At 60.1% G+C, this 22,282-nt stretch carries 21 protein-coding genes; 8 read left to right on the top strand and 13 right to left on the bottom strand.

Annotated elements, in window-relative coordinates; genetic code table 11:
- The first annotated feature begins 4 nt into the window (after positions 1–4).
- On the top strand, positions 5–1,483 hold the full coding sequence (locus BC1002_RS26825) for an efflux transporter outer membrane subunit (protein WP_013093133.1): 1,479 nt from the start codon (positions 5–7) through the stop codon (positions 1,481–1,483).
- On the opposite strand, the gene BC1002_RS26820 is transcribed toward BC1002_RS26825, so the two are convergent.
- A complete protein-coding gene (locus BC1002_RS26820) occupies positions 1,458–2,873 on the bottom strand; it encodes a heavy metal sensor histidine kinase (protein WP_013093132.1) in 1,416 nt (471 codons plus the stop codon). The genes BC1002_RS26825 and BC1002_RS26820 overlap by 26 nt on opposite strands.
- Positions 2,873–3,550, bottom strand: coding sequence for a heavy metal response regulator transcription factor (locus tag BC1002_RS26815; RefSeq protein ID WP_013093131.1), 678 nt, complete (start codon positions 3,548–3,550; stop codon positions 2,873–2,875). The genes BC1002_RS26820 and BC1002_RS26815 overlap by 1 nt, the downstream gene beginning before the upstream one ends.
- Before the next feature lie 324 nt (positions 3,551–3,874).
- Here BC1002_RS26815 and BC1002_RS26810 point away from each other — a divergent pair, with 324 nt between their 5' ends.
- Positions 3,875–4,198 (top strand): hypothetical protein, encoded by a 324-nt coding sequence (locus tag BC1002_RS26810; RefSeq protein ID WP_013093130.1) that lies wholly within the window; start codon positions 3,875–3,877, stop codon positions 4,196–4,198.
- 186 nt (positions 4,199–4,384) lie between these two features.
- On the opposite strand, the gene BC1002_RS26805 is transcribed toward BC1002_RS26810, so the two are convergent.
- The 4 genes from BC1002_RS26805 to BC1002_RS26790 all read right to left on the bottom strand — a co-directional run bounded on the left by BC1002_RS26805 (position 4,385) and on the right by BC1002_RS26790 (position 9,054).
- Entirely contained in the window at positions 4,385–5,185 is an 801-nt protein-coding gene (locus tag BC1002_RS26805) for a family 1 encapsulin nanocompartment shell protein (protein ID WP_013093129.1), read from the bottom strand.
- On the bottom strand, positions 5,178–6,266 hold the full coding sequence (locus BC1002_RS26800; RefSeq protein WP_013093128.1) for a Dyp-type peroxidase: 1,089 nt from the start codon (positions 6,264–6,266) through the stop codon (positions 5,178–5,180). Before BC1002_RS26800 ends, BC1002_RS26805 begins: the two co-directional genes overlap by 8 nt.
- Positions 6,267–6,326: 60 nt before the next feature.
- Complete coding sequence (locus tag BC1002_RS26795) at positions 6,327–8,603, bottom strand: PAS domain-containing sensor histidine kinase (protein WP_013093127.1); 2,277 nt, start codon at positions 8,601–8,603, stop codon at positions 6,327–6,329.
- Positions 8,604–8,694: 91 nt separating this feature from the next.
- Entirely contained in the window at positions 8,695–9,054 is a 360-nt protein-coding gene (locus tag BC1002_RS26790; RefSeq protein WP_041735443.1) for a response regulator transcription factor, read from the bottom strand.
- 1,092 nt (positions 9,055–10,146) lie between these two features.
- Here BC1002_RS26790 and BC1002_RS26785 point away from each other — a divergent pair.
- From BC1002_RS26785 to BC1002_RS26775, 3 genes are all read left to right on the top strand, one after another.
- On the top strand, positions 10,147–11,175 hold the full coding sequence (locus BC1002_RS26785) for an alpha/beta hydrolase (protein ID WP_013093125.1): 1,029 nt from the start codon (positions 10,147–10,149) through the stop codon (positions 11,173–11,175).
- Positions 11,176–11,296: 121 nt separating this feature from the next.
- Complete coding sequence (locus BC1002_RS26780) at positions 11,297–11,773, top strand: nuclear transport factor 2 family protein (RefSeq protein ID WP_013093124.1); 477 nt, start codon at positions 11,297–11,299, stop codon at positions 11,771–11,773.
- Between the two features lie 112 nt (positions 11,774–11,885).
- On the top strand, positions 11,886–12,941 hold the full coding sequence (locus BC1002_RS26775; protein ID WP_013093123.1) for an alpha/beta hydrolase: 1,056 nt from the start codon (positions 11,886–11,888) through the stop codon (positions 12,939–12,941).
- A gap of 74 nt (positions 12,942–13,015) precedes the next feature.
- Here BC1002_RS26775 and BC1002_RS35705 read toward each other — a convergent pair whose 3' ends face one another.
- From BC1002_RS35705 to BC1002_RS26740, 7 genes are all read right to left on the bottom strand, one after another.
- Positions 13,016–13,447 (bottom strand): hypothetical protein, encoded by a 432-nt coding sequence (locus tag BC1002_RS35705; protein ID WP_013093122.1) that lies wholly within the window; start codon positions 13,445–13,447, stop codon positions 13,016–13,018.
- Between the two features lie 57 nt (positions 13,448–13,504).
- Positions 13,505–14,323, bottom strand: a complete 819-nt coding sequence (locus tag BC1002_RS26765; RefSeq protein ID WP_013093121.1) for an alpha/beta fold hydrolase — start codon at positions 14,321–14,323, stop codon at positions 13,505–13,507.
- Between the two features lie 188 nt (positions 14,324–14,511).
- Positions 14,512–15,063, bottom strand: coding sequence for a DUF3331 domain-containing protein (locus tag BC1002_RS26760; RefSeq protein WP_013093120.1), 552 nt, complete (start codon positions 15,061–15,063; stop codon positions 14,512–14,514).
- Positions 15,053–15,994, bottom strand: a complete 942-nt coding sequence (locus tag BC1002_RS26755) for a helix-turn-helix domain-containing protein (protein ID WP_013093119.1) — start codon at positions 15,992–15,994, stop codon at positions 15,053–15,055. Before BC1002_RS26755 ends, BC1002_RS26760 begins: the two co-directional genes overlap by 11 nt.
- 417 nt (positions 15,995–16,411) lie before the next feature.
- Entirely contained in the window at positions 16,412–17,149 is a 738-nt protein-coding gene (locus tag BC1002_RS26750; RefSeq protein ID WP_013093118.1) for an SDR family oxidoreductase, read from the bottom strand.
- A 321-nt stretch (positions 17,150–17,470) separates the two neighbouring features.
- Positions 17,471–18,127, bottom strand: a complete 657-nt coding sequence (locus tag BC1002_RS26745; RefSeq protein WP_013093117.1) for a response regulator transcription factor — start codon at positions 18,125–18,127, stop codon at positions 17,471–17,473.
- Between the two features lie 27 nt (positions 18,128–18,154).
- A complete protein-coding gene (locus BC1002_RS26740) occupies positions 18,155–18,514 on the bottom strand; it encodes a response regulator transcription factor (protein ID WP_013093116.1) in 360 nt (119 codons plus the stop codon).
- A 434-nt stretch (positions 18,515–18,948) separates the two neighbouring features.
- Here BC1002_RS26740 and BC1002_RS26735 point away from each other — a divergent pair, with 434 nt between their 5' ends.
- From BC1002_RS26735 to BC1002_RS26725, 3 genes are all read left to right on the top strand, one after another.
- Entirely contained in the window at positions 18,949–19,980 is a 1,032-nt protein-coding gene (locus BC1002_RS26735) for a DUF4331 family protein (RefSeq protein WP_013093115.1), read from the top strand.
- Positions 19,981–20,042: 62 nt separating this feature from the next.
- Positions 20,043–21,176: a Nickel transporter NicT gene (gene nicT / locus BC1002_RS26730; protein WP_013093114.1), complete on the top strand. Its 1,134-nt coding sequence runs from the start codon at positions 20,043–20,045 to the stop codon at positions 21,174–21,176.
- Between the two features lie 35 nt (positions 21,177–21,211).
- Positions 21,212–22,219, top strand: a complete 1,008-nt coding sequence (locus BC1002_RS26725) for an aldo/keto reductase (RefSeq protein WP_013093113.1) — start codon at positions 21,212–21,214, stop codon at positions 22,217–22,219.
- The last annotated feature ends 63 nt before the right edge of the window (positions 22,220–22,282 follow it).

The following is a 22,282-nucleotide window of genomic DNA, read 5'->3' as shown; positions in this document are numbered from 1 at the left end:
CATCATGTTCGACAGCCCTCTCACGTCACTGCGCAGAATCGTCGCTGCATGCACGGTGGCCTCGCTCGCGGCATGCACCACGTTGCCGCACTACCACGCGCCCTCGGTCGAGGTGCCCGCGCACTTTGCGACGCCATCGGCAACCTCCGGCTGGACGGTCGCCTCGCCCGCCGATGCCTACCCGCGCGGCGCGTGGTGGACGCTTTTCGGCGATAGCGAACTCGACGCGCTCGAAGCGCGCGTCGACGTGTCGAACCAGACCGTGCGCGAGGCCGTCGCCAACCTGCAGGCCGCGCGTGCCATGATCGATTACCAGCGCGCGGGCTATGCGCCCACCGTCACGGCCGGTGTGGCGGCGCAGCGTTACCGCACCTCGCAGAATCTGGTCGACCATTCGCTTGCTGGCAAGACGATGCCCGATTATTCGACGGGCGTTGCGGCTAGCTGGGAGCCGGATCTGTTCGGACGTGTGAAGGACGCCACCCTCGAGGCCCACGCCAACGCGCAGGCAAGCGCCGCGGATCTCGAGTCGGTGCGCCTGTCGGTTGCGACCCAGCTTGCCGCGGACTACTTCGCGTTGCGCACGTTGGATCGCGAGAAAAGACTGCTCGACGACACCGTCACGGCATACGCCGCCGCGCTGCGCATCGTGCAGCAGCAGCTCGCCGACGGCGCGATCGACGCCTCGGCTGTCGCACAGGCGCAAACGCAACTCGAAAGCGCACGCACGGCGGACAGCGACGTCGACGTGCAACGCGCGCAGCGCCAGCACGCTATCGCAACGCTGATCGGCGTGCCGGCCTCGTCGTTCGCGCTGCCAGCGCAAGTCGAACCGGTCGTCGTGCCATCGATTCCCGCCGGCGTGCCCTCGGCGCTGCTCGAACGGCGCCCCGACATTGCCGCCGCCGAGCGGCGAGTGGCGGCCGCGAATGCGAGAATCGGCGAGGCGCATGCTGCGTTCTATCCGGACCTCACGCTGTCCGCCTCGGCCGGCCTCGAAAGCACCTTCTTCGCGCCGTGGCTCACGGCGCCCAGTCTCTTCTGGTCGCTCGGCTCGCAACTCGCGGGCACGATCTTCGACGGCGGCCGTCGCAATGCCACGCTCAAAGGCGCGAACGCGCAATACGACGCGGCGGTGGCCGGCTACCGGCAAACCGTGCTTACGGCGTTCCAGCAGGTCGAAGACAACCTCAGCGCGCTGAACACGCTAGCCAACGAGGCCCAAAGCCAGCAGCGCGCAACGGCTGCCGCGCAACTGTCGCTCAAGCTCACGACCAATCGCTACCAGGCGGGCGCGGTGAACTATCTCGACGTGGTGACGGCCCAGACCATTGCGCTCGCGAATGAGCGCAACGAAGAGCAGATCGCCGGGCGACGGCTCGATGCGAGCGTGCATCTGCTCGAGGCACTGGGTGGCGGATGGGACCGCGCGTCTTTGGCCAACCTGGGCACAAAGGCTATGGCCGCGCAAACATCAAAATGAATCGCGTGCCTGCCTGATCGCTTTCCGCGCGTGCCGAGCCACCGTGCAGGCCCATGATCGTGCGCACGATGGCGAGCCCGAGCCCTGCCGAAGCGCCAGTACCCGGTTCGTTGCGCCGCGAGGCGTCGGCGCGATAGAAGCGGTCGAAAATGCGCTCCAATAACTCAGCGTCGATCGGCGCACCCGGATTCGTCACCGTCACCTCGACCGCCGTTGGCGTCTCGCGCACGCTCAGCGTGATCTCACCGCCGCGCGGCGTGTAGCGCAGCGCATTCGCGAGCAGATTGCCAACGGCGCGCCTGAACAACTCCTTATCCGCACGCAGGCGCCCCCGCCCCTCAACGCGAATCCGGACGCCCGCGTCATCGGCGAGACCTTCGAAATAGTCGGCGATCTGCGCGAGCGCCTCCTCGGCGTCGAACTCCGCGAGCGTCGTCATGAACTGCGGGTGCTCCGCGCGCGCAAGGAATATCACGCTCTCGATCATGCGCGAAAGCCGGTCGCACTCTTCCAGATTCGATTCGAGCAGCGCCTCGTATTCGGCCGTGCTGCGCGGGCGCGTCAGCGCGACTTCGGTCGCGCCCCGCAGGTTGCCGAGCGGCGTGCGCATGTCGTGCGCGAGATCGGCCGTGTATTGCGACATGCGCTCGAAGCCGCCGTGCAGACGGTCGAGCATCGCGTTCAGCGATTTCGTCAGCGCTTGCAGCTCGCTCGGCGCGCGCTCGACTTCGATGGGCGTATCCAGCCGATCGACCGTGACCGTGGCAGCGCGTGCCGACATTTCGCGCAGAGGACGCAGCGACTCGCGCACGAGCAGCCAGCTCATCAGGAAGGCGAGCGCCATGCCCGCGAAGCCGAACACGTAAAGCCGCTCGCGATAACGGTCGAGCAGCAGCCAGCGATCGGTCATGTCGCGCGCGATGACGATCGTCACTGGCGTCCCGTCGGTGAGCGCCGCTTGCGCGGCGAGTCCACGCACCGGAATGCCACGCGCGTTGCGCCAATCCACGATGTCGCCTTCGGTAATGCGTTGTGCCGAGCCCAGACGCCGTGCGAGGATGGCCTGCGGAAAACCGGCATCGGCGATGCCTTGCGTGTTGTGCTCCGCCAGCTTCGCGCCCGCCGCGTCGAGTATTTTCATGGATAGCGCAGCATCGCCCAGCACCTGACTCGTCAGCCGCTCGGCGTGCTCGCGCACATCCTGCGCGCTGTGCAGCTCCTGTGCGAGGCGGCGCGTATGTCGCGAGATCAGAACGATGTCCAGATCGTCCTGCCGCTTGACCTCGCGGCCGAGCGTGAAATAGAGCGTGCTGCCTACCAACGCGAACACTGCCAGCGTCGTGCCGGCGAAACACAGCGCAAGCGTGGTGGTCAGCGAACGAGCGGCCATCAGGCGGGCTCTCTGCTTTCGGCCACGTAGCCCACGCCGCGCACCGTGTGGATCAGCTTGACAGGAAAGTCGTCGTCCACTTTGCCGCGCAGGCGGCGAATGGCCACTTCCACCACGTTTGTGTCGCTATCGAAGTTCATGTCCCACACGTACGAGGCAATCTGCGTGCGCGTAAGCACTTCGCCCTGGCGGCGCACCAGCAGTTGCAGCAGTGAGAACTCCTTCGGCGTGAGGTCGATGCGCTTGCCGCCGCGCTTCACCCGCCGGCGCGTAACGTCGACTTCGAGATCCCCGAGCGTCAGCACGTCGTTCTCTCGCGGTGGACCGCGTCTTGCGAGAGTGCGCACTCGCGCGAGCAGTTCGACGAACGCGAACGGCTTCACGAGGTAGTCATCGGCGCCCAGCTCCAGGCCCTTTACTCTGTCGCTTACGTCGTCGCGCGCTGTGAGGAACAGCACAGGCGTGGTTTGCGTGGCGCGTAGTGTCTTGAGCACCGTCCACCCATCGATGGAAGGCAGCATCACATCGAGCACGATCACGTCGTACTCCGATTCCTTCGCGAGAATCAGGCCTTCCGCGCCGTCCGCGGCAATGTCGACCGTATAGCCGGATTCCTCCAGGCCCTTCTTCAGATAGGCGCTAGTTTTCGCCTCGTCTTCAATTACGAGAATTCGCATCGCCGTCGAAGTTTCAGTGTGTTGGGTGGATTGTAAGCGCTCGGTTGTTCCTGATGCACGAGTGCCCTGGCTCTCTTGATTCCACGCCGTTTTTGTCCCGATTCTGCCGCGTCTTCATTGCGCGTGCAATTACCAAAAATTGTACTCACGGTGTAATCGTGCTTTGGACAGAATGTTGAGAATAGCCCTCGATTCTCCCAATCCTCCGGTCCGCGAAGTCAACGTCGTTGGGCGACTCGGAACTTGCTCAGGCAGCACAATCGCACGCTTCTGCGCCCGGTCGGATACCGCACAACTTGTCTAACATCGCCGTGGAGGCACAGCGTGAATGGATACCTGAAGACCGCGCGCAGAACCTTGCTCAACCCTGCAACAGTCGCGATTGGAATGTGCATTGCCATTGCCGGTTCGATAGCGGTCGGACCGGGGCTCAGGTCGGTGGCATTGCAGATCGGCCTCCAAACACAACTTCCTCTGGAGGAAGTCGCGCTGAGTGTCGGTGCTCCGGCAGCGGCGGCCGCCTCAACGATCGCGATGCCGTCTTCAAGGATCGTGCCCTCATCGACGATCGCGCATAAGCGCTTCCTTCGCCTGCAACACTCGCCGGCGGTTCGTCATCTGCGCGGGGACTTTAAAGACTGGACCTGAATCGTAAGGGGGCTCTCGCGAGTGCCGGCGTGCCGGCGCACGAAAAGACCTCCCGAATAAAACGCCGATCGCCGCCTCGCCTACGTCCAGACGCAGAACGTCGCAGAGCGCCAATAACACGGATGAAGCGGTCGTATAAGGGCCGCTCCGGTGCGGCCGTCTCCCCCGACCTCATCTCAAACACGTCTATTCCGACCGAACCGTTACGCAGGCCTCGGACGTCTGAAGCAGGAACGTGAAGCTCTCCTGTAAATAGAGGTGCACGGTTTGGTCATCATGGCTCAAATAACCAATCGACACATCCTGCCCAAGGTGGAGCGCGAAATCGCCACCGCGTGTGCTGAGGATACAGCCCCCAGCGATGGCCGGTGCCCAGATGATCTCGCCGCTGACGAAGCGACGAATATGCTCGAGCAGAGGATAGCCTTGCTCGTTAGCCTCGCTCACGGTTGTATAGGCGTTCGTGCCGAGCACCAACGCATACGGTCCGTCCACGCCCTGAAGGCGCAGTTCTTCGAGCGCCTTCGCGATCACGGCCGGATAGCCTGCGGCGTCCGTGGGCAGAAGCAGCGCCTGGTTCGACGCAGCTTCGCGGATGCCTGTGATCTGCGCGGCCCGGTAGCCGTCGAAGATCGCGCGGTCTTCCGCAAACGCGAGCCGCGTCGCTGCGTCCTTAGCGGGCTGCCAGTCGGAGTCTTCAGCGCCGCGTTCGACGTCGTCGATAGCGTGGCGTGACAGCGCGAAAGGCACCCGCAGCTCGACGAGCGGTTTGACTTCGCGTTGGCTCGCGCGAATTCCTTCGAGCGGCGCCTCGATGCCGTTCTGATGCCCCGTGCCGACGCCTGCCAGATCGGCACCGCCCAATCCCGTAACGTCTACGACTCGGCGGCCTGCGACCAGGCGCTTGAACGTGCGCGCGACTTCATCTTCGATCTGCGACCAGGCCGCGCTGGAGATGGGCGCCAGCTCGCGGTGGAGATTATTCATACCTTGGTGCTCCTTTGAGTGATCTGATGGCAAGCGAGCCGTCGCCGGACAGCTTGTTCTGGGTTGTCTGCGCGTCCGCGGTGTCCCGGGACGATGCCGACGCGACGGTGATGGTGTGAGCGATTCCTGGTTCGCGCTCGGCAAGCGCCTTGAGCAGGGGCTCGGACGGCACGAAGAACAGTCCGCCCGTCACGGCGCGGCTGAAGTCGAGCAGGCGGTCGTAGTTTCCAGCCGGTCGGCCGACGAACATGTTTTCCAGCATCTGTTCGATGGGCTGCGGAGAGCGTGCATAGCCGACGAAATACGTGCCGAATTCGCCAAAGCCGGGCCTGCCGAACGGCATGTTGTCCCGGAGAATCTTGATCTCGTCCCCGTTGGCATCTTCGAGCGTAGTCAGGGAACTGTGCGACCAGCTCGGCTTCACCGAATCGTTCAGCTCGATGTCCCGGAGCTTCGTGCGGCCGATGATGTGCTCCTGCGCTTCTACTGACAGCGCACCCCAACGTCTCATGTCGTGGAGGTACTTCTGCACGAGCACGTAGCTGCCGCCCACGAAGTTCGGGTCTGTGTCGCCGATCACCGTGAAATGCACGGCCTCTTCACCGACCGGATTTTCCGTGCCGTCGACGAAGCCGATCATTGCGCGCATATCGAATTTGCGAAAGCCATGGACTTCATCCACGGTCGTCGCCGCTCCTTCGAGGCGGGCCATCAATTCTGTGGCGAGTTCGAAGCAAAGGTCCATGTGGTTCGCACGAATGTGCAGAAGCAGGTCCCCCGGTGTCGCCATCGCTACACGCCCACCGGCGCCGAATTCGCGGAACGGGTGGAGTTCAGCCGGACGAGGCGCACCGAAAAGCGCGTCCCACGCGTGCGAGCCGAACCCAACGACGCATGTGAGATTGCCTGATGGCACACGCTTGCCGATGGCGCGCGTGAGATTCGCGACATCGGCGCACCAGGCGCGCACGGTGGCCCGGCTCGCGGCGTCATCGTTGATGGTCGCGACGATGAAAATTGCGTTGCGCGTGACCGGCGAGAAGACGGCTTGGGGAAACGGCGGTACTGAGGATCGCGTCATTTTCTGATGTACTGTTCAGTGGACGAAGACACCGGACGACCGGTGCGCCTGTGACTGGTTTCAGCAATTTCGCAGGAGCCCCTCATCGCGCGGGCCACTGAGTGCGCCGTTCATCGCGGCCGTACCCCTACTCTCCTGTGGTCCGGTATATAGCGGCAGCGTGATGCGGAAGACAGCGCCCACTACGGACGCAACGTCGGCGCCGATGTTCCCGCCGTGAGCCTCCACGATTGAACGGCAAATGGAAAGACCCATGCCCATACCGTTCGCCTTGGTCGTGAAGAACGGACGGAAAAGCTGTTCGCGGTCTTCAAAAGCGATCCCGGGACCGCTGTCCTGAATGCTGAGCCGAACCTCGCGTCCCTCCAGCACCTCTGTACAGATGCGGATCAGCCGAGGTCCGTTCTCAAGCCCTGACATTGCTTGCATGGCGTTCATCAGCAGATTGATGACGACCTGCTGGAGTTGCACTTCGTCAGCGAGCAAGCGCGGTCTTTCGATCGGACGGTGAACCTCGCAGTGCACGCCCTGACGCTGAAACTCCGGCGCCATCAACTGCACCATCCCGTCCACCGCATCGTCCAGAAATACTTCACGACGCGGTGCCGGTCGTTTTTGTGCCATCGCGCGAATCTGCCGCACGATCTCATTGGCTCGTTTTACCGATTTGATCATCTGACCGACCGAGCGCTCCACCTCGTCTAGCTTTGGCGGATCGCGCCGGAGCCACCGCAAAGCCGCATCGCCTGAAGTGACCACAGCGGCAATGGGCTGTGTCACTTCGTGCGCTATCGAAGCCGCGAGCTCGCCGAGCGTAGTCATACGCGTGACATGCGCAAGCTCCGCCATAGAGCGCGCAAGTGCTTCCTGGGTCTGACGTCCGTCGGTGATATCCATCAGTGCACCGACATAAGCAAGATCGGTTGAGGCGGGTGGTCCGAGATGAGCTACGTAGTGCACGTACTTGAGCAAGCCGTCTGGCAACAGTACGCGATATTCGATGTCGATGAGCGGCGCGATTGCATCGCTGTATTGGTGGGCGGCTTCCACTTTTGCGCGGTCGTCAGGATGAGTACGCGCGAGGATCAGTTCCAGACTCGGTTCGATCTCGGGGCGCTGCTCATATCCGAAGATCCGATAGGCCTCGCTTGACCAGAGCATGTCGCCATTTACCGGCGAAATGCCGATGCTACCTGTTTTGCTTAAGCGCTGGGCATCGACGAGGAATGCCTCACTGCGCTTCAGCGCCTCCTCAGCAATCTTGCGCGCCTCGATATCAGTGTTCACGCCATACCAGCGTCGCACCGCACCGCCAGCGTCGTATTGGGGCTCTGCCGCGATATGCATCCAGCGATAATCTCCATCGCGTTGCCGCACGCGCGAAACGTTGTCGAGAGCGCGCCCCGAAGCCACGGATATTTGCCAGTCACAACGCATGCGGTCCAGATCGTCGGGATGCACGATTGCCTGCCATAGGTCCGCGCCTTGAGTTCCCGTGTCCATACCCGACTCCTCCCAACGTCGGTTGACAAACACTACCTCGCCTTCGTTTGATGCGCTCCAAACCATTCCCGGGATCGTGTCGATCGCCGCACGCAACTCCTGTTGTCGTTGGCTGAGGACCATTTCCATACGTTTATGCAGCGTTATATCGTTACTCGTCGCAAGGATCGCCCTTGGTTTTCCCTTCGCGTCGCGCCAAAGTGCGATGCGGCTCACAACGGTAACGTGGCGGCCATCACGGCACACGCGTTGCAATTCGCCGGCCCAATGTCCGCGATCTACCAGTGCAGCGTAGATCTCGGTCTCTGAATTTGGGAAACGCGTTTGCGTCAGTTTGTCGATGTGCTGGCCGATTGCATGCTCCGCGGGCCAGCCATAAAGCGTCTCGGCGCCGTTATTCCAAAACGTGATCGATCCGGTCAGGTCGTAGACGAATATGGCGTCGTGCGTAAGGTTGAGCAAGTCGATCAGTTCACGCAGCTGTGCCGTGTTCGTAAGATTGCGAAGCGAAAGGAGCGATGTCGTGCCGATAGCGACCAAGCTAACGACGCAGCGTGCAACTGCATCCCAGGAATAATCGGTATCGTGCGAAAATCCGAACCCAGCCAGCGTAAGGATCGCGACCGCTGCCCCCGTGCTGAGCACGGCCGCGCGCGAACCAGTAGATGCAACGAGCAGTAGGACCACCACATAGAACACCGCCACTGCAATATCGAGCGCCGTAAATGCGTCGATCATGAATACCGCGACCGCCACCAATGCCGCGATCAGCAGAATACATACGTCCACGCGTCGATACGGCCGTGAGACGTGCTCACTGTCAAATAGATTCATGGGCAGAGACGTTGCCGACAGATAAGTCCAGTTAAAGAAAATCTGCTCCAGGCGATCGCGACAGGCAATCGTGAATCGCGCAAATGGATATTCAACGAGTGTGGCCCAGTCCTTCGAGGCATGCCAGCACCGCATCACCATTCAGTGGCTTGTCAAGAAAGCACAGTGCACCGTTGTCGAGCGCCTCTGTACGTGTGGCATTTGAATCAAACGCGCTAAAAAAGATAATCGGTAACGCGGCGTTCATTTCGTTTAGCTTGCGCTGCATTTCTATACCACCCATTCCGGGCATTTGTACGTCGGATATCACGCAACCCACATCGCCAAGACGCCCGGAGTCCAGAAATGCCTCAGCTGAAGAATACGCGCGGACGTCACATCCCAGCGACCTCAAGAGATTGCAGGTGGCAAGCCGTACATGCTCGTCGTCATCGACTATCGAAACAATCATGGAAGTTTGTAAGAAAAATGAACTCGTCCTGAGCACAGTTTCTGGCGGGTCTTCTAAATACTGGTCAATCATGTTCGGTCCCATGGCTGAGTCAATACACGCCGGGGCTGATGATGATGCCGTAAGTTACATCCGTCTAGCGGCCCCGTTTCCGAAGGCTCGGTTTGGTTCTGCCTTGCACAAGGCGACAATTTGCCTGCACCTACGATCACATGCTTGCGTATTCGCACGGCTACGCAACCTCTGTCCATAATTCATGCACGATCCACATCGTTCGAGATTCGGCTCACGGCTCCGGCTCACGCCAGTGCGCAATGGTGCGCTCGTGCCATACATTAGTTTTAAGCGATTTTCGTTCTGTGCCACGCTCATTCCTGAACGTGCATATCAAGGAATTTGCTAGAGATTCGATGACATGGATTTCTCCATCGGTTCAACGTAAGCGGCCCTTTCGGGCCGTCGAATGCGTGCTATCCAACGATGGGTTTGATGAGACACGGTGCACGGAACATTTGTTCGAACATCAGCGCGCGAATAGTGCGGCAGAGAACCACGATCGACAGAGCTATGAGTGCCAGGGTGAATAGCAGGGGTTGAAGACGAGAGCGCGCAAATACGTGCCACTACGGAAAGAGGCCTTCGGACGCAGCGAAGCAACAGCTCGCGGAGACCACTTCATACCGGATCGAAGCGGACGAGGTTCATCACGCTCCACTAGGCCACTATAAAGCCGCGAATGAACTTCTCGTGTGCGTCCATCACTTTCCACCACCCAATTTGTGAATAACGATGGGCAAAGCGCTGACGATCGTAACGAGTGAGCAGCGAATTTTTTTTCGAAATCGCACGGTGTTTTGCAACCGCAAATTGTTTCGGTGTTACAGGCTCACGATGCGAAATCGTCGTTCTTATTCGCAAAAATGAATCACGCGCGCAAACACCCGCACGTAGCGCGCAGAGGAAGATGTAACCGTCGGTGGACCTTGTAGGCCAACTGTTCTTGCCCCACACGTAAGACCGTAGGTCATTTCGACACTACTTGAACCCCGCGACCATCGCCCCCTAAACCTAAACGGAACAATAGGATCTCTCGTGAAGATTCATAAACCCTTGCTGATTGCCGCCGCCATTGTTGCATCGACCACGTCTTTTGCTGTTGGTCCAACCACGAGTGCAACACCCGACGCCGCCACAACGCATTTCCTCGACGCGCTGAACAGTCAGAAGGGCCCCGGCCTCGAAACGCTCACACCCGAGAAGGCGCGGCAGGTGCTGACTGACGCACAAAACAGCGTGAGAGTCGACCTGTCCGGCATCGACGTATCCGAGCGAACGATCGAGCAGGACGGTATGGGTGTTCCGGTAACAATCGTGCGTCCGCAAGGTGCAATCGGTGCGCTGCCGGTATTCATGTTCTTCCATGGCGGCGGCTGGATTCTCGGCGATTTCCCGACGCATGAACGGTTGGTTCGCGACCTTGTCGTGCAGTCGGGTGCGGTGGCCGTGTTCGTGAATTACACGCCGTCGCCCGAAGCGCACTACCCGGTTGCAATCAACCAGGCCTATGCAGCGACGAAATGGGTGGCCGCGCATGGCACCGAAATCGGGGTGGACGGCAGCCGGCTCGCAGTGGTCGGCAACAGCGTCGGCGGCAACATGGCGGCGGTCGTGTCCCTGATGGCGAAGAACGCGGGCGCACCAGCGATCCGCTTCCAGGGACTGCTTTGGCCGGTAACCAACCACGGCTTTAGCGACGGGTCGTACGACGCATACCAGCAAGGCTATTTCCTGACACGTCCGATGATGAAATGGTTCTGGGACGCTTACACGAAGGACCAAGCGCAGCGCAGCGAGATCTATGCTTCGCCGCTTCGGGCAACGATTGACCAGTTGAAGGGGTTGCCGCCGGCGATGATCGAGGTGGCCGAGTTCGACGTGCTGCGCGACGAAGGCGAAGCGTATGGACGCAAGCTCGACGCGGCCGGCGTCGAGGCCGCAACGATACGCTACGACGGCACGATCCATGACTTCGGGTTGCTGAATGCCCTGGCCAACGACGCAGCGACAAAGGCCGCGATCAAGGCAATGGCCGGCGAGTTGAGGTCGCGGCTCGCGCAGTGATTCCCCACAAAAGTATCAGCCTGGGACGTAGTAGCGAGGTGCGTAGTGACAACCAACGCGCCTTACTTCGGCGGGAGGCCGCCCCCCCGTGCTTTCTCAGTCATCCATACTGGAAAAACTCATGACGCTCAACGAATCGCGCCCACCCTTTCCGCCTTTCACGCTTGAAAGCGCAACTCATAAAGTACGGGCGGCCGAGGACGGCTGGAACAGCCGGGACCCGGAGAAGATCGCCCTCGCCTACACCGTGGACAGTCAGTGGCGCAACCGTGCCGAATTCATCACCGGCCGAGAGGAGATAGTCCAGTTTCTAGCGCGCAAGTGGAGCCGGGAACTCGAATATCGACTGATCAAGGAGGTGTGGGCGTTTGATGGCAACCGTATCGCAGTGCGCTTCGCCTACGAATGGCGAGACGATGCCAACAACTGGTTCCGATCCTACGGAAACGAGAACTGGGCGTTTAACGACCAAGGCCTGATGCAACGCCGACTAGCTTGCATCAACGACATGCCGATCAAGGAAACCGATCGCAAATTTCACTGGCGGCTGGGAAGGCGTCCCGACGATCATCCTGGGTTATCCGATTTCGGCTTCTAGATTTGCAACCTCAATCGCGGTCTTCCGCTTCCCCGCTTCACTTATTCGGTACGTGAAACAACTGCTTGATTTCCTCTATTAACCACGCGTCAATTACTTTTATGGAACGCCAATGAAAACCGCATTCGCAAAAACAAAAATGGTCACGGCTCTCGCCGTTTGTGGGGCTGCCCTACTCTCGAGCCAAGCGTCCGCGCAACTGGCCCCGAACCCAGCGACCGATCCGCACATCGATCCACAAGTGCGCCAATTCCTTGCCCAGATAAACAAAGACAGCAGCCCGTTTTGGACGCTGCCGCAACCCCAGCCGCAGGACATCCTGACGAAAATCCAGAATCAGACGCCTGTCGATATGTCCGGGGTCACGACGACGGAACAGACGATCAACGAAGATGGACGCTCCGTGAAGATTTACATCATGAAGCCAGACCATGTGGAAGGCAAACCGGGCGTACTTCTGTTTATACACGGCGGCGTCTGGATTGTCGGCAACTTCGAGAATCACAAGCGTTTGTTGCGCGATCTCGTCGTCGGGTCGGGCCAGGTTGGCGTATTCGTCGAATACACGCCGCTTCCCACTGCACGCTTCCCGACGCAACTTGACGAGTCCTACGCCGCCCTCGAGTGGGTATCGCAGCACGCTGCCGACTTCGGCGCCGACGGCTCCCGCATCGCAATCGCCGGCAACTCGGTCGGCGGCGACATGACCGCCGCACTCACGCTGATGGCGAAGGATCGAAATGGCCCCAAGGTCAGCTTCCAGGTGCTGATGATTCCTGCCACAAATGCAAGCGTCAATACAGACTCCTACGAGAAGTACGCGACCGGCCGGTTTCTTGCTCGCGACTTTATGAAATACGGTTGGGACTTGTATGCACCGGATGCGAAGACACGCGAAAATCCGTACGTGTCACCGCTGCGTGCTAGTGCTCAAGAACTCACGGGTCTACCGCCAGCGCTCATCATCACAGCCGAGAACGACCCGCTGCGCGACGACGGCGAAGCCTATGCGCGTCGCCTCAAGGAATCCGGCGTCAGCGTCACCGCCGTGCGTTACAACGGCACCATCCACGACTTCGTTTTTCTGAATGCGCTGCGCAATGTTCCGTCGACACAAGCTGCATTGCAACAAATCAGCGAAGAGATCCGCGCACACTTGAGTCAATGACCGCAGGCAAACCACTGTGAAAGACCGGCCAGCGTACCGAGGTATCTGGCCGGAATTGGTCTGTTGAAGTTACATCATGCCGATTGCGCGATGTTACGTGTCAGAAGACCGATGAAAAGCACACCTTTCAACGCGCTCTCGATGAGAGAAAACCAGAATGCGAGTCTGTAAGTTGCGTACTCGGCGGGCAGTGCCGGTACGATCGCGACGACGCTCAGCGCACAGAGAAAGGCAAATGCGCTGCGTGCGATCCCGCTCCCTCTGAGCGCAAATAAGGACAGAACAAGCCAAAGCGCTGCGGAAATTCCCAGCGCAAACCGTTCTGCGATATCTTGTGCGCCCCAGTATTCTACGGGCAGTTCGATCAACGCCCAAAGTGCGGTCAGTTTGATGAGGCGTCCCCTCCAGCGAGTGCGCAACGAAACGGCAATGCGGCCCGGAACCGGCGCATTCATCATGGTTTCCGCTTTTTCGATTACCGGGTACCCGGGATCTCCATATTCCATGGCCGTATCCTCTCGTGGGCCTCCACGCGATCCGAGTGCAGGCGATCCCTAGGTTCGTCAGTCTTTGAGGAATGCGAGCAGATCCGCGTTGACCATCTCCGCGTGCGTCGTGCACATCCCGTGCGGTGCGCCTGGGTACACCTTCAGCACGCCATTCGGCAACCGCTTTACGGACAGGCTACCGGAGTCTTCAAGCGGCACGATCTGGTCCGCATCGCCCTGGAGAACAAGCGTGGGGATGGTCATCTTTTCGAGGTCGTCGGTGAAATCGGTTTCCGAGAACGCTTTAATGCAATCGTAGGCGCTCTTGATCGAGCACTGCATGCCTGCGTACCAGAATGCGTCTATCGTCCCTTGCGATACCGACGCGCCGTCGCGATTGAATCCATAGAATGGCATCGCCAGATCCTTGAAGTATTGAGAGCGGTTGGCGAGCACAGCATGGCGAATATCGTCAAACACGGCGAGGGGCAGGCCGAGCGGATTCGCTGCGGTCTTGAGCATCAACGGGGGCACGGCGGCAACCAGCACGGCTTTCCTTACTCGATGCGTGCCATGACGACCGATATAGCGCGCCACTTCCCCTCCGCCGGTCGAGTGTCCGACGAGTACCGCATCCCGCAGATCAAGGTATTCGATCAATTCAGCGAGATCATCCGCATAGCGGTCCATGTCATTGCCGTCCCACGGTTGGCTTGATCGGCCGTGACCGCGGCGGTCGTGCGCGACCACACGATAGCCCCGCTCCGCAAGATGGATCATCTGCAGGTCCCACGCGTCCGAATTCAGCGGCCAACCGTGCGAAAACAAGACCGCTCGGCCCGCGCCCCAATCCTTATAGAAGAGTTCGGTATTGTCCTTCAGCGTCAGCTTCATGTTGAAATTTCCTTACTCAGTTGAAACCATGATTAGTGAATGGCACAGCGCTCGGCGGGCGATGTACCGCCAAAATGCTGCGCATGCGCATTATTGGAGTTCGATCGGGCGTACTGTTCGACGATCAGAAAGCCTGTGTCGGAATTGCACGTCCGCGCACCGCAGGCGAGGATGTGGCATGCCAGCGATCAGCAGTCCGCGCTGTGGTCCAATGCGTCCATGCGGATCATCTCGTCCGCATTGAGTGGCTGCGGCCTCCGAGGCCGTGGCCGATAGACATTCTCGCCGCGCCGGATCTCGCGGCCGCTCACTGCACATACGCCTGAACGGGGGGCACGTGCCAGATACCACTCCTGATCTCCATACGCGCACCGCAATGGATCTCGCCACGCGAGCGTTATCCGCGTTGCGGTTGACCGCTCCACGACGCGTATGGTGACGCAACGCACTGCATTTTCAGGCGCGCGGCTCAGCCTGGGGACGACGGCCGATGCGGCCAGGTAGTCCGCGTCTGTTTCACCTGACATTGATCCGAGCAGGCCGATAGTCATCAGCCACGGGTCGACAACATTGGAGTGCAATTCCATGATATTGATTCCTTTTATGTCTGTTGGACTGCTGAAAAGCGACCACTCCGACTCACGCATCTGTTTTGCGGGCGCACCTTCCGCCCACGATAAGTCGAACAGATATTCCGCGCTGTGCAAGAGGAACTGCCGCACGTTGCTATCAATGCTCATCAATTCTCTTTCTCCATGCAAGCGGTGCCGCCCCGACGAAGCGCTTGAAGACCGTGGTAAAATGCGCCTGTGAGCGAAAGCCGCAACTCAGCGCAATGTCTAGCATGTTCTGTCGAGTCTCGAGCAATAGAGACTGGGCGTGTTCGATCCGACGACGCAACAGATATTCGTGTGGACGCAGCCCGCAGGCCGCGCGAAATTGCGCCGCGAAGTGCATGCGCGTCAGTCCCGTACTTTGCGCCATTTCCTCGAGACCGATGGGCTCCGCAAGGTTGGCATCGATAAATTCCATCACGCGCGTCATGCGCCATTTTGGCAATTCGGAGCTGCTACGCTGATTGCGCGGCTGCTTCGCGTATTGACGGCTCACAAGCCGTGAAACGATCGCGAGACTCACACTTTCCATATAGATCTTGCCCAGGGCTGCGTCGCTACTCTGCGAGACTGCGAGCGCTTGGCCCAGGCGTTCGATCGCCGGATCCCGCAGCAGGCACTCGCCGGCAAGCGTGAGGTCGCCGTTTGGTGAGCGATTGAACAGGTCTTCGTAGCATTCGCCCAGTGCCTTCTGGGATGCATACAGGTGCAGGACGTCGCCCTGCATCGAGTAACTAGCCCTTGCGCTCGCCCCAGGGGCAGCCACGTGGGCAACGCCCGCAGGCACGCGCCCGCGAATCAGCGGGCGCCCTGCGTATTCAAACGTCAGGGACGTGCACTTCAGGTTCAGCGCGATGCAGTGCAACGCCGGATGCCCGTCGCTCGAGACATCAAGCGGCGTGCTCCCCGTATGGGTCCATCGCTGGACGAGTACATCCGGGGAGGACTGAAGCCTTGCCTCGGGATTCCGCCAGCGATCTTCTTGATCGATTCGCCCGCGAGCTACGAGGGGCAACTCGCCGGTTGCAGGTTGAGGACATTCGAGCACGCTACTCATGGTTTATCTCCGTTCCCGGCCGCCTCGGTCTTTCACAGCGGCGCGATGATGAGCAATTATTCAAGTTCAAAGGTAGCCCACAAGCCCAATCGCCACTAGCCCTACAATCGATTCGCCGATTGGCCATCCGGTTTGGTATGGCTAATACCGCCGACAGCAGAGAGACCGCTTTGTTGGCTTGACGTACTATGCAATTACCGATTGGTTGATTTTTAGGTGCATTTTTCGGGAAGTTTCTGGCTATTTGTATCTCGGCCCCATACTTCGGTATTAGTCGCGAGATATAGATGTTTTCGCGCGCTTTCTCGAGCCGGGTTCGCGTTCATCGCGCAAAAAAAAAGGCGGTCCAGAGACCGCCATCAAGAACACACTAGCGACCGGTGAGCACCGGTCACGAAGGGAAGCATTCACGTCGGATTAGGCAAAGCCTCCATTCACGCGCAGAACCTGTCCGTTTACCCACTCGCCGTCTTTGCCGACCAGAAACGACACGGTGCCGGAGATATCCGCCGGCTCGCCGAGCCGCTGCAGCGGCGCAAGCTGCGCGAGCTGATGAATCTGTTCCGCCGTTTTTCCTTTGAGGAATAGCTCCGTGGCAACCGGGCCCGGTGCCACGGCGTTCACGGTAATGCCCTTCCCGCGCATCTCATTAGCGAGTACCCGAACGAGCCCCTCAACACCCGCCTTCGATGCGATATACGCGCCATATCCTGGAAACGACTTTGCGATAACGCTGCTCGTGAAGGCTACGATCCGTCCGCCCGGTCCCAAATGCTTCGCCGCGTGAGCCATCACAAGATAGCTGCCACGCAGATTCACGTCGATTACGCGATCGAAGATCTCGATCGCATCTGGCTCGATCGGTTTGAGGGGCATGATGCCTGCGCAGTTTACGACCGCGTCCAGACGCCCAAACTCTGAAAGCGTGCGGCTAAATAGGTCTGCAACTGCGTCGGCATTGGCGAGGTTGGCAGGCACTGCGATCGCACGACCGCCGCGGCTAATGATTTCCGTTACCAATTCATCCGCATGGGCTGGGTTACCAGCGTAGTTGGCTACGATGGCGAATCCGTCTTCTGCAAGGCGCAGAGCGACTTCCTTACCGATGCCACCGGAAGCGCCGGTCACCAACGCCACTTTGATCGATTCTGTCATGACATGCTCCTGGACTGTGGAAAAGACGCTAACGACGAACGGGCCCGTGCTATCGCCTCGCACCGCTGCTGATGGAATTGCGTCGGACTCGCCTGATTCGCAGTCCGGGAGACCAATGTCGGTCGCGAGAAAACGCGTGCTTCGCTTTGGTCTCCAGCATCCAGTAGCCGGAACGATCTCGAGCGTAGGCGCCGCTCTTTCGTGCCTGAAGAAGTATAGGGACTAGGGTCGACGCGGGCCATCGGGCCGTGGCATAACCGGGCTATACGATGGCGCTAGGGGATGGACCGATGGTGTATGCCGCTGGCGTGGCCCAAATTCTCAGCTCTCGTCCGGGCTGATTCCGATTCCGAGTGCCTTGGCCTTCAGTACGAAGTCGGCGAGCGTGCTCGCCTCCATTTTCCGCATCGCCTGCCCGCGATGGATTTTGACGGTGATTTCGCTGAGTCCCATCTCCGCGGCGATCTGCTTGTTACGCAGCCCTGATGCAACGAGCGCCATAACTTCGCGCTCCCGTGGAGTAAGCGATTCGTAGCATCTCCTGAGCGCCGAAGAGGCGCGCTCCGTGTTGCGACGCTTTTCGTCGGCTGCCAATGCCTGATCGACGGCGTCGAGCATGTCCTGGTCGCGAAACGGCTTCGCAAGAAAGTCCGTCGCACCTGCCTTCATCGCCTTGACCGTCATGGCAATGTCGCCGTGGGCGGTCATAAAGATGATCGGAATACGGAGGTTGCTCGTAGCGATCTGCTCCTGCACCGCAAGTCCGCTCTGCCCTTTGAGGCGCACGTCGAGAATCAGACAGCTCGGTACGTCTGGCTTCTCGAACGCCAGGAAATCTCGCGCCGACAAGAACGCTGCGACGGGCAGGTCCACCGATCGCAGCAGAGTACTCAGAGCCTCCCGCATTGAATCGTCGTCGTCGACAACGTAGACGATCCGATTCAGTGCTTCCCCCGTTTCGTCATACTTTGAACTCATGCCCCGCTCTCCTGATGCTGCCGTAATTCATGTTCTTTTGCCTATTTTTTCGAGGCACGCGAGTATGTCGGCGCCAGTTACAGGTTTGTCGAGAAAGCACACCGCGCCGTTGGCGAAAGCTTGCTTGCGCATCGCGTCAGAACCGAAAGCGCTGATAAAAATAATAGGAAGCGCAATCTTCTTTTCGATAAGCGTGCGTTGCATTTCGAGGCCATCCATTCCGGGCATCTGCACGTCCGAAATCACGCAATCAATATCGCCGAGTCGGCCTGAGTCGAGAAACGCGGCAGCCGACGCGAATAGCAGGACATCACAGTCCAGTGACATCAAGAGCATGCCAGTCGCGAGACGCACGCTTTCGTCATCGTCAACGACCGAGACAATCATGGCGGGAGGCAAGCGAATGGTCCTCGTGCGGGCAGCGTTTTGAGCGGGGCGCTTGCCAGCTATTCTAGACGGCTAACGTCGCAGTCAACACTATATCTCCCGGTGTGGCAACTATATCTACGTATTAGTTTTGATTGCTCCGCATATGCGCACCGGGTACGCCACTGTTTCCACGTCAGTCTGGCAGGCACGGATTTGGGGCGGCCGGCTGCTCTGCTCCGAAACGGCGCGCGCAAATGTATTTCCGCTGCCGTGCGGATTTCAAAAAAGGACCATTGACTTCGACAGCGATCATGGTCTGGTAGTGGCACGCTATCCCCGTCGCCATCGCGTATTGGACGGCTGCTTTCGGTATTCGCCGGGATCTGCCCGGGTGCCGTGAGTACGAACAACGCAAACGCGCCAAATTACCTCACGACCCACAGGATAAAGCCATGTCCCACCATTTGGACTCCCCTATTGCGCGCCAGGATATTCGCCTGGATATCACCGACCTTTACTGCTTCAGAGGGCAGACTGGCACGGTGCTCGTCATCAACGTCTGTCATTCGTTTTTGGGCGAGGTCATGGTTCCCGGCTACCATCCGGAAGGCATGTACGAATTCAAGATTGACACGAACGCGGATGCCGTTGAGGACATTACATATCGCCTGACGTTTGGCGACCGCGAAGCGCAGGGCAAGCAACGCTTTATATTGCGCCGCATTGCCGGTGACAGAGCGGTGGACCCGCACGCACCGGGAGAAGTTGTCGTTGAAGGCGCCACCGAAGCCGTGGTTACCGCTGCGTCGGGGCTGCGGGCGTGGGCTGGCAAGGCAGGCGATCCGTTCTGGATCGAGGCCGACGTACTGCACGCGGTAGGCCACGCCTTCCAGGATGGCACACCGCTCGAGCTGGGCGCATGGACGCCGAAAGATGCTCGCAACCTGTTCGCCGGTCATACTGTCTATTCGATCGTCATCGAGATTCCCGATGCCGAACTCCTCGCGCTGGCTGGGCCGGACCGTCGCATCGGCGTGTGGGCGGTCGCCTCGCTGGCAACTGACGCGGGCGGCTGGCGCTCGATCAACCGCGTTGGCCTCCCAATGATTCATCCGCTCTTCACGCAGTTCAACGAGGATCTCGGTAACCGGCTGAATGCGGGCAACCCAGCGGACGACTTCGCCACGTTCGGCGAAACGATCATCAAGGCCGTCGCAGGCGCGGTTAGGGCCAATGGGACGGCTGAAGATCCGATCGGATACGCTACCTCCGTCGCACATCGCTTCCTCCCGAACATCCTGCCCTACGCCGTCGGCACCCGGGCAGTCTTTGGCATGGCCAGTTGGAACGGCCGCTCATTGACTGACAACGCGCCGGACGTCATGTTCACTATCGCGGCGAATACGCCTGTCAGCCAACATATCGGCAAGGAATCCGTATCCCGGAAGCCGAGCACCAGCTTCCCGTATGTGCCCAGGATCTGACGCGCGGTGTGAACCCGCGCCGCGCGGGTTCGCACTTTCCGGCCGCTTTGCGAGAGACGTCCATGCCCTCCGATTTCCGACTGAAGCATTCCGAGGCTCGCCCCTCGATAGCATTACTACCCTCCACGCCGGCCCAAGGCGCAAACCTGTTTGCGCTGCTCGTCTTTATCGCGCTACTTCACATTGTCGGGTGGGGCACGCTGATCATGCTCGTCGATCCATTGCATCTCAGCGTGGGTTCGAAGGCGTTCGGCATCGGCGTTGGCCTAACCGCCTACACGCTCGGCATGCGTCATGCGTTCGACGCGGACCACATCGCCGCGATCGACAACACGACGCGCAAGCTGGCCGGCGAGGGCAAGCCGGCAGTATCGGTCGGCTTCTGGTTTTCGCTCGGTCATTCGACCATAGTGTTCGCGCTGACCCTTCTACTGGCGCTCGGTGTGCATTCGGTTGCCGGATACATCAATCGCGAGAATTCGGCCTTTCATGCGCTCACCAGCATCGTCGGTACTAGTGTTTCGGGCGCGTTTCTCTATTTGATCGCTGCGTTCAATCTGGTTACGCTGATCGACATCGTGAAACTGTTCAGGCAACTTCGACATGGACACTTCGACGAAGCATCCCTCGATGCGCTAAGCGACCGGCGCGGTTTCCTGAACCGGCTGCTTGCACCGTTCATGCGAATCGTCAGCAAGTCCGCACATATGTATATCGTCGGCTTGTTGTTCGGCCTTGGCTTCGATACCGCGACTGAAATCGCGCTTCTCGTGATCACCGGTTCCGGTGCGGCGTCCGGCCTGCCGTGGTACGCCACGCTGTGTCTGCCCGTGCTCTTCGCTGCCGGAATGCTGCTGTTCGACACGCTCGACGGCTCGTTCATGAACGTCGCGTACGGGTGGGCGCTCTCACGCCCCGTGCGCAAGATCTACTACAACATCGTCGTAACCTCGCTCTCGATCGGCGTGGCATTGCTGATTGGCACGCTCGAAATACTCGGCCTGTTTCGGGAGCGGCTCGATCTGCATCACGGCGCATTCGCGTGGCTCGCCGAGCTGGACCTCGACGAGATTGGCTTTGCAATCGCCGGCTTGTTCGTCGCGACGTGGCTCGTGTCGATTGCCATCTGGAAGCTAGGCCGCGTCGAGGAAAAATGGGCACCGCGAGCCCAGAGCGCGGCAGCGTCGCGCGATTGAAGCGGACACTTCTCATTCACTCTGGAGAAAGCAACATGAAAACGCGTACCCTGGGGCAACATGGCCCGACGGTGTCGGCGCTCGGCCTCGGCTGCATGGGCATGTCCGATTTTTACGGACCGGCCGACCACACGGAAAGCATCGCCACGTTGCACGCCGCGCTCGAAGCCGGCGTCACGCTGCTCGATACCGGCGACTTCTATGGCATGGGTCACAATGAGTTGCTCATTCGCGACGCACTGTCGGGCATCCCGCCGTCGCGTCGGGACTCGGCCATCATCAGCGTGAAATTCGGTGCACTGCGCGATCCCGCGCGAGGCTGGCACGGCTACGATGGCCGTCCGGCGGCAGTACGCAACTTTCTGGCCTATTCACTGCAGCGCCTCGGTGTCGACCATGTGGATATCTATCGGCCCGCGCGACTCGATCCCAGCGTCCCGATCGAGGACACGGTCGGAGCAATCGCGGATCTGGTAAAGGCGGGATATGTGCGCCATATCGGTCTGTCCGAACTCGGTTCCGAATCGATCCGTCGCGCGGCGGCCGTTCATCCCATCAGCGACCTGCAGATCGAATACTCCCTGATTTCGAGGGGCATCGAGGACGAGATCCTGCCGACCTGTCGCGCCTTGGGTATCGGCGTTACCGCGTATGGCGTGCTTTCGCGCGGACTCATCAGCGGGCACTGGCAGCCGGGAACGCGCACGAACGATTTTCGCGCGATCAGCCCTCGCTTTCAGGGAGAAAATGCGGCACATAACCTTGCACTCGTCGAGGCATTGCGGGCCGTCGCCGATCGTAAGGGCGTGACTGTCGCTCAGCTCGCGATTGCCTGGGTCGCGTCACGAGGCAACGATATCGTGCCGCTCGTCGGCGCCCGCAAGCGCGAGCGGCTGAACGAGGCACTCGGCGCGCTCGACGTCGAACTCGACGCGAACGACATTGCCGACATAGAGCATGCGGTGCCGAAAGGCGCAGCGGCTGGCGAACGTTACGCACCCGCGTTGCTCACGGAGCTGGATAGCGAAAAGCGTAACCGCTGACGCAATGCATTCCTCGCGGTGGCCGGCGCGCGGGGCAGCCGATCACCGCCCGCCACGTCGACT

This window comes from Paraburkholderia atlantica (assembly GCF_000092885.1).
GTDB lineage: Bacteria > Pseudomonadota > Gammaproteobacteria > Burkholderiales > Burkholderiaceae > Paraburkholderia > Paraburkholderia atlantica.
The sequence above is the reverse complement of the archived record's forward strand: the minus strand, read 5'-3'. Positions and strand labels throughout refer to the sequence as shown.

Bases quoted from the DNA above. Each gene is read 5' to 3' on its own strand.
- BC1002_RS26825 (WP_013093133.1), top strand. From the start codon at position 5: ATGTTCGACAGCCCTCTCACGTCACTGCGCAGAATCGTCGCTGCATGC.
- BC1002_RS26820 (WP_013093132.1), bottom strand. From the start codon at position 2,873: ATGGCCGCTCGTTCGCTGACCACCACGCTTGCGCTGTGTTTCGCCGGC.
- BC1002_RS26815 (WP_013093131.1), bottom strand. From the start codon at position 3,550: ATGCGAATTCTCGTAATTGAAGACGAGGCGAAAACTAGCGCCTATCTG.
- BC1002_RS26805 (WP_013093129.1), bottom strand. From the start codon at position 5,185: ATGAATAATCTCCACCGCGAGCTGGCGCCCATCTCCAGCGCGGCCTGG.
- BC1002_RS26800 (WP_013093128.1), bottom strand. From the start codon at position 6,266: ATGACGCGATCCTCAGTACCGCCGTTTCCCCAAGCCGTCTTCTCGCCG.
- BC1002_RS26795 (WP_013093127.1), bottom strand. From the start codon at position 8,603: ATGAATCTATTTGACAGTGAGCACGTCTCACGGCCGTATCGACGCGTG.
- BC1002_RS26790 (WP_041735443.1), bottom strand. From the start codon at position 9,054: ATGATTGTTTCGATAGTCGATGACGACGAGCATGTACGGCTTGCCACC.
- BC1002_RS26780 (WP_013093124.1), top strand. From the start codon at position 11,297: ATGACGCTCAACGAATCGCGCCCACCCTTTCCGCCTTTCACGCTTGAA.
- BC1002_RS26775 (WP_013093123.1), top strand. From the start codon at position 11,886: ATGAAAACCGCATTCGCAAAAACAAAAATGGTCACGGCTCTCGCCGTT.
- BC1002_RS35705 (WP_013093122.1), bottom strand. From the start codon at position 13,447: ATGGAATATGGAGATCCCGGGTACCCGGTAATCGAAAAAGCGGAAACC.
- BC1002_RS26765 (WP_013093121.1), bottom strand. From the start codon at position 14,323: ATGAAGCTGACGCTGAAGGACAATACCGAACTCTTCTATAAGGATTGG.
- BC1002_RS26760 (WP_013093120.1), bottom strand. From the start codon at position 15,063: ATGAGCATTGATAGCAACGTGCGGCAGTTCCTCTTGCACAGCGCGGAA.
- BC1002_RS26755 (WP_013093119.1), bottom strand. From the start codon at position 15,994: ATGAGTAGCGTGCTCGAATGTCCTCAACCTGCAACCGGCGAGTTGCCC.
- BC1002_RS26750 (WP_013093118.1), bottom strand. From the start codon at position 17,149: ATGACAGAATCGATCAAAGTGGCGTTGGTGACCGGCGCTTCCGGTGGC.
- BC1002_RS26745 (WP_013093117.1), bottom strand. From the start codon at position 18,127: ATGAGTTCAAAGTATGACGAAACGGGGGAAGCACTGAATCGGATCGTC.
- BC1002_RS26740 (WP_013093116.1), bottom strand. From the start codon at position 18,514: ATGATTGTCTCGGTCGTTGACGATGACGAAAGCGTGCGTCTCGCGACT.
- BC1002_RS26735 (WP_013093115.1), top strand. From the start codon at position 18,949: ATGTCCCACCATTTGGACTCCCCTATTGCGCGCCAGGATATTCGCCTG.
- nicT (WP_013093114.1), top strand. From the start codon at position 20,043: ATGCCCTCCGATTTCCGACTGAAGCATTCCGAGGCTCGCCCCTCGATA.
- BC1002_RS26725 (WP_013093113.1), top strand. From the start codon at position 21,212: ATGAAAACGCGTACCCTGGGGCAACATGGCCCGACGGTGTCGGCGCTC.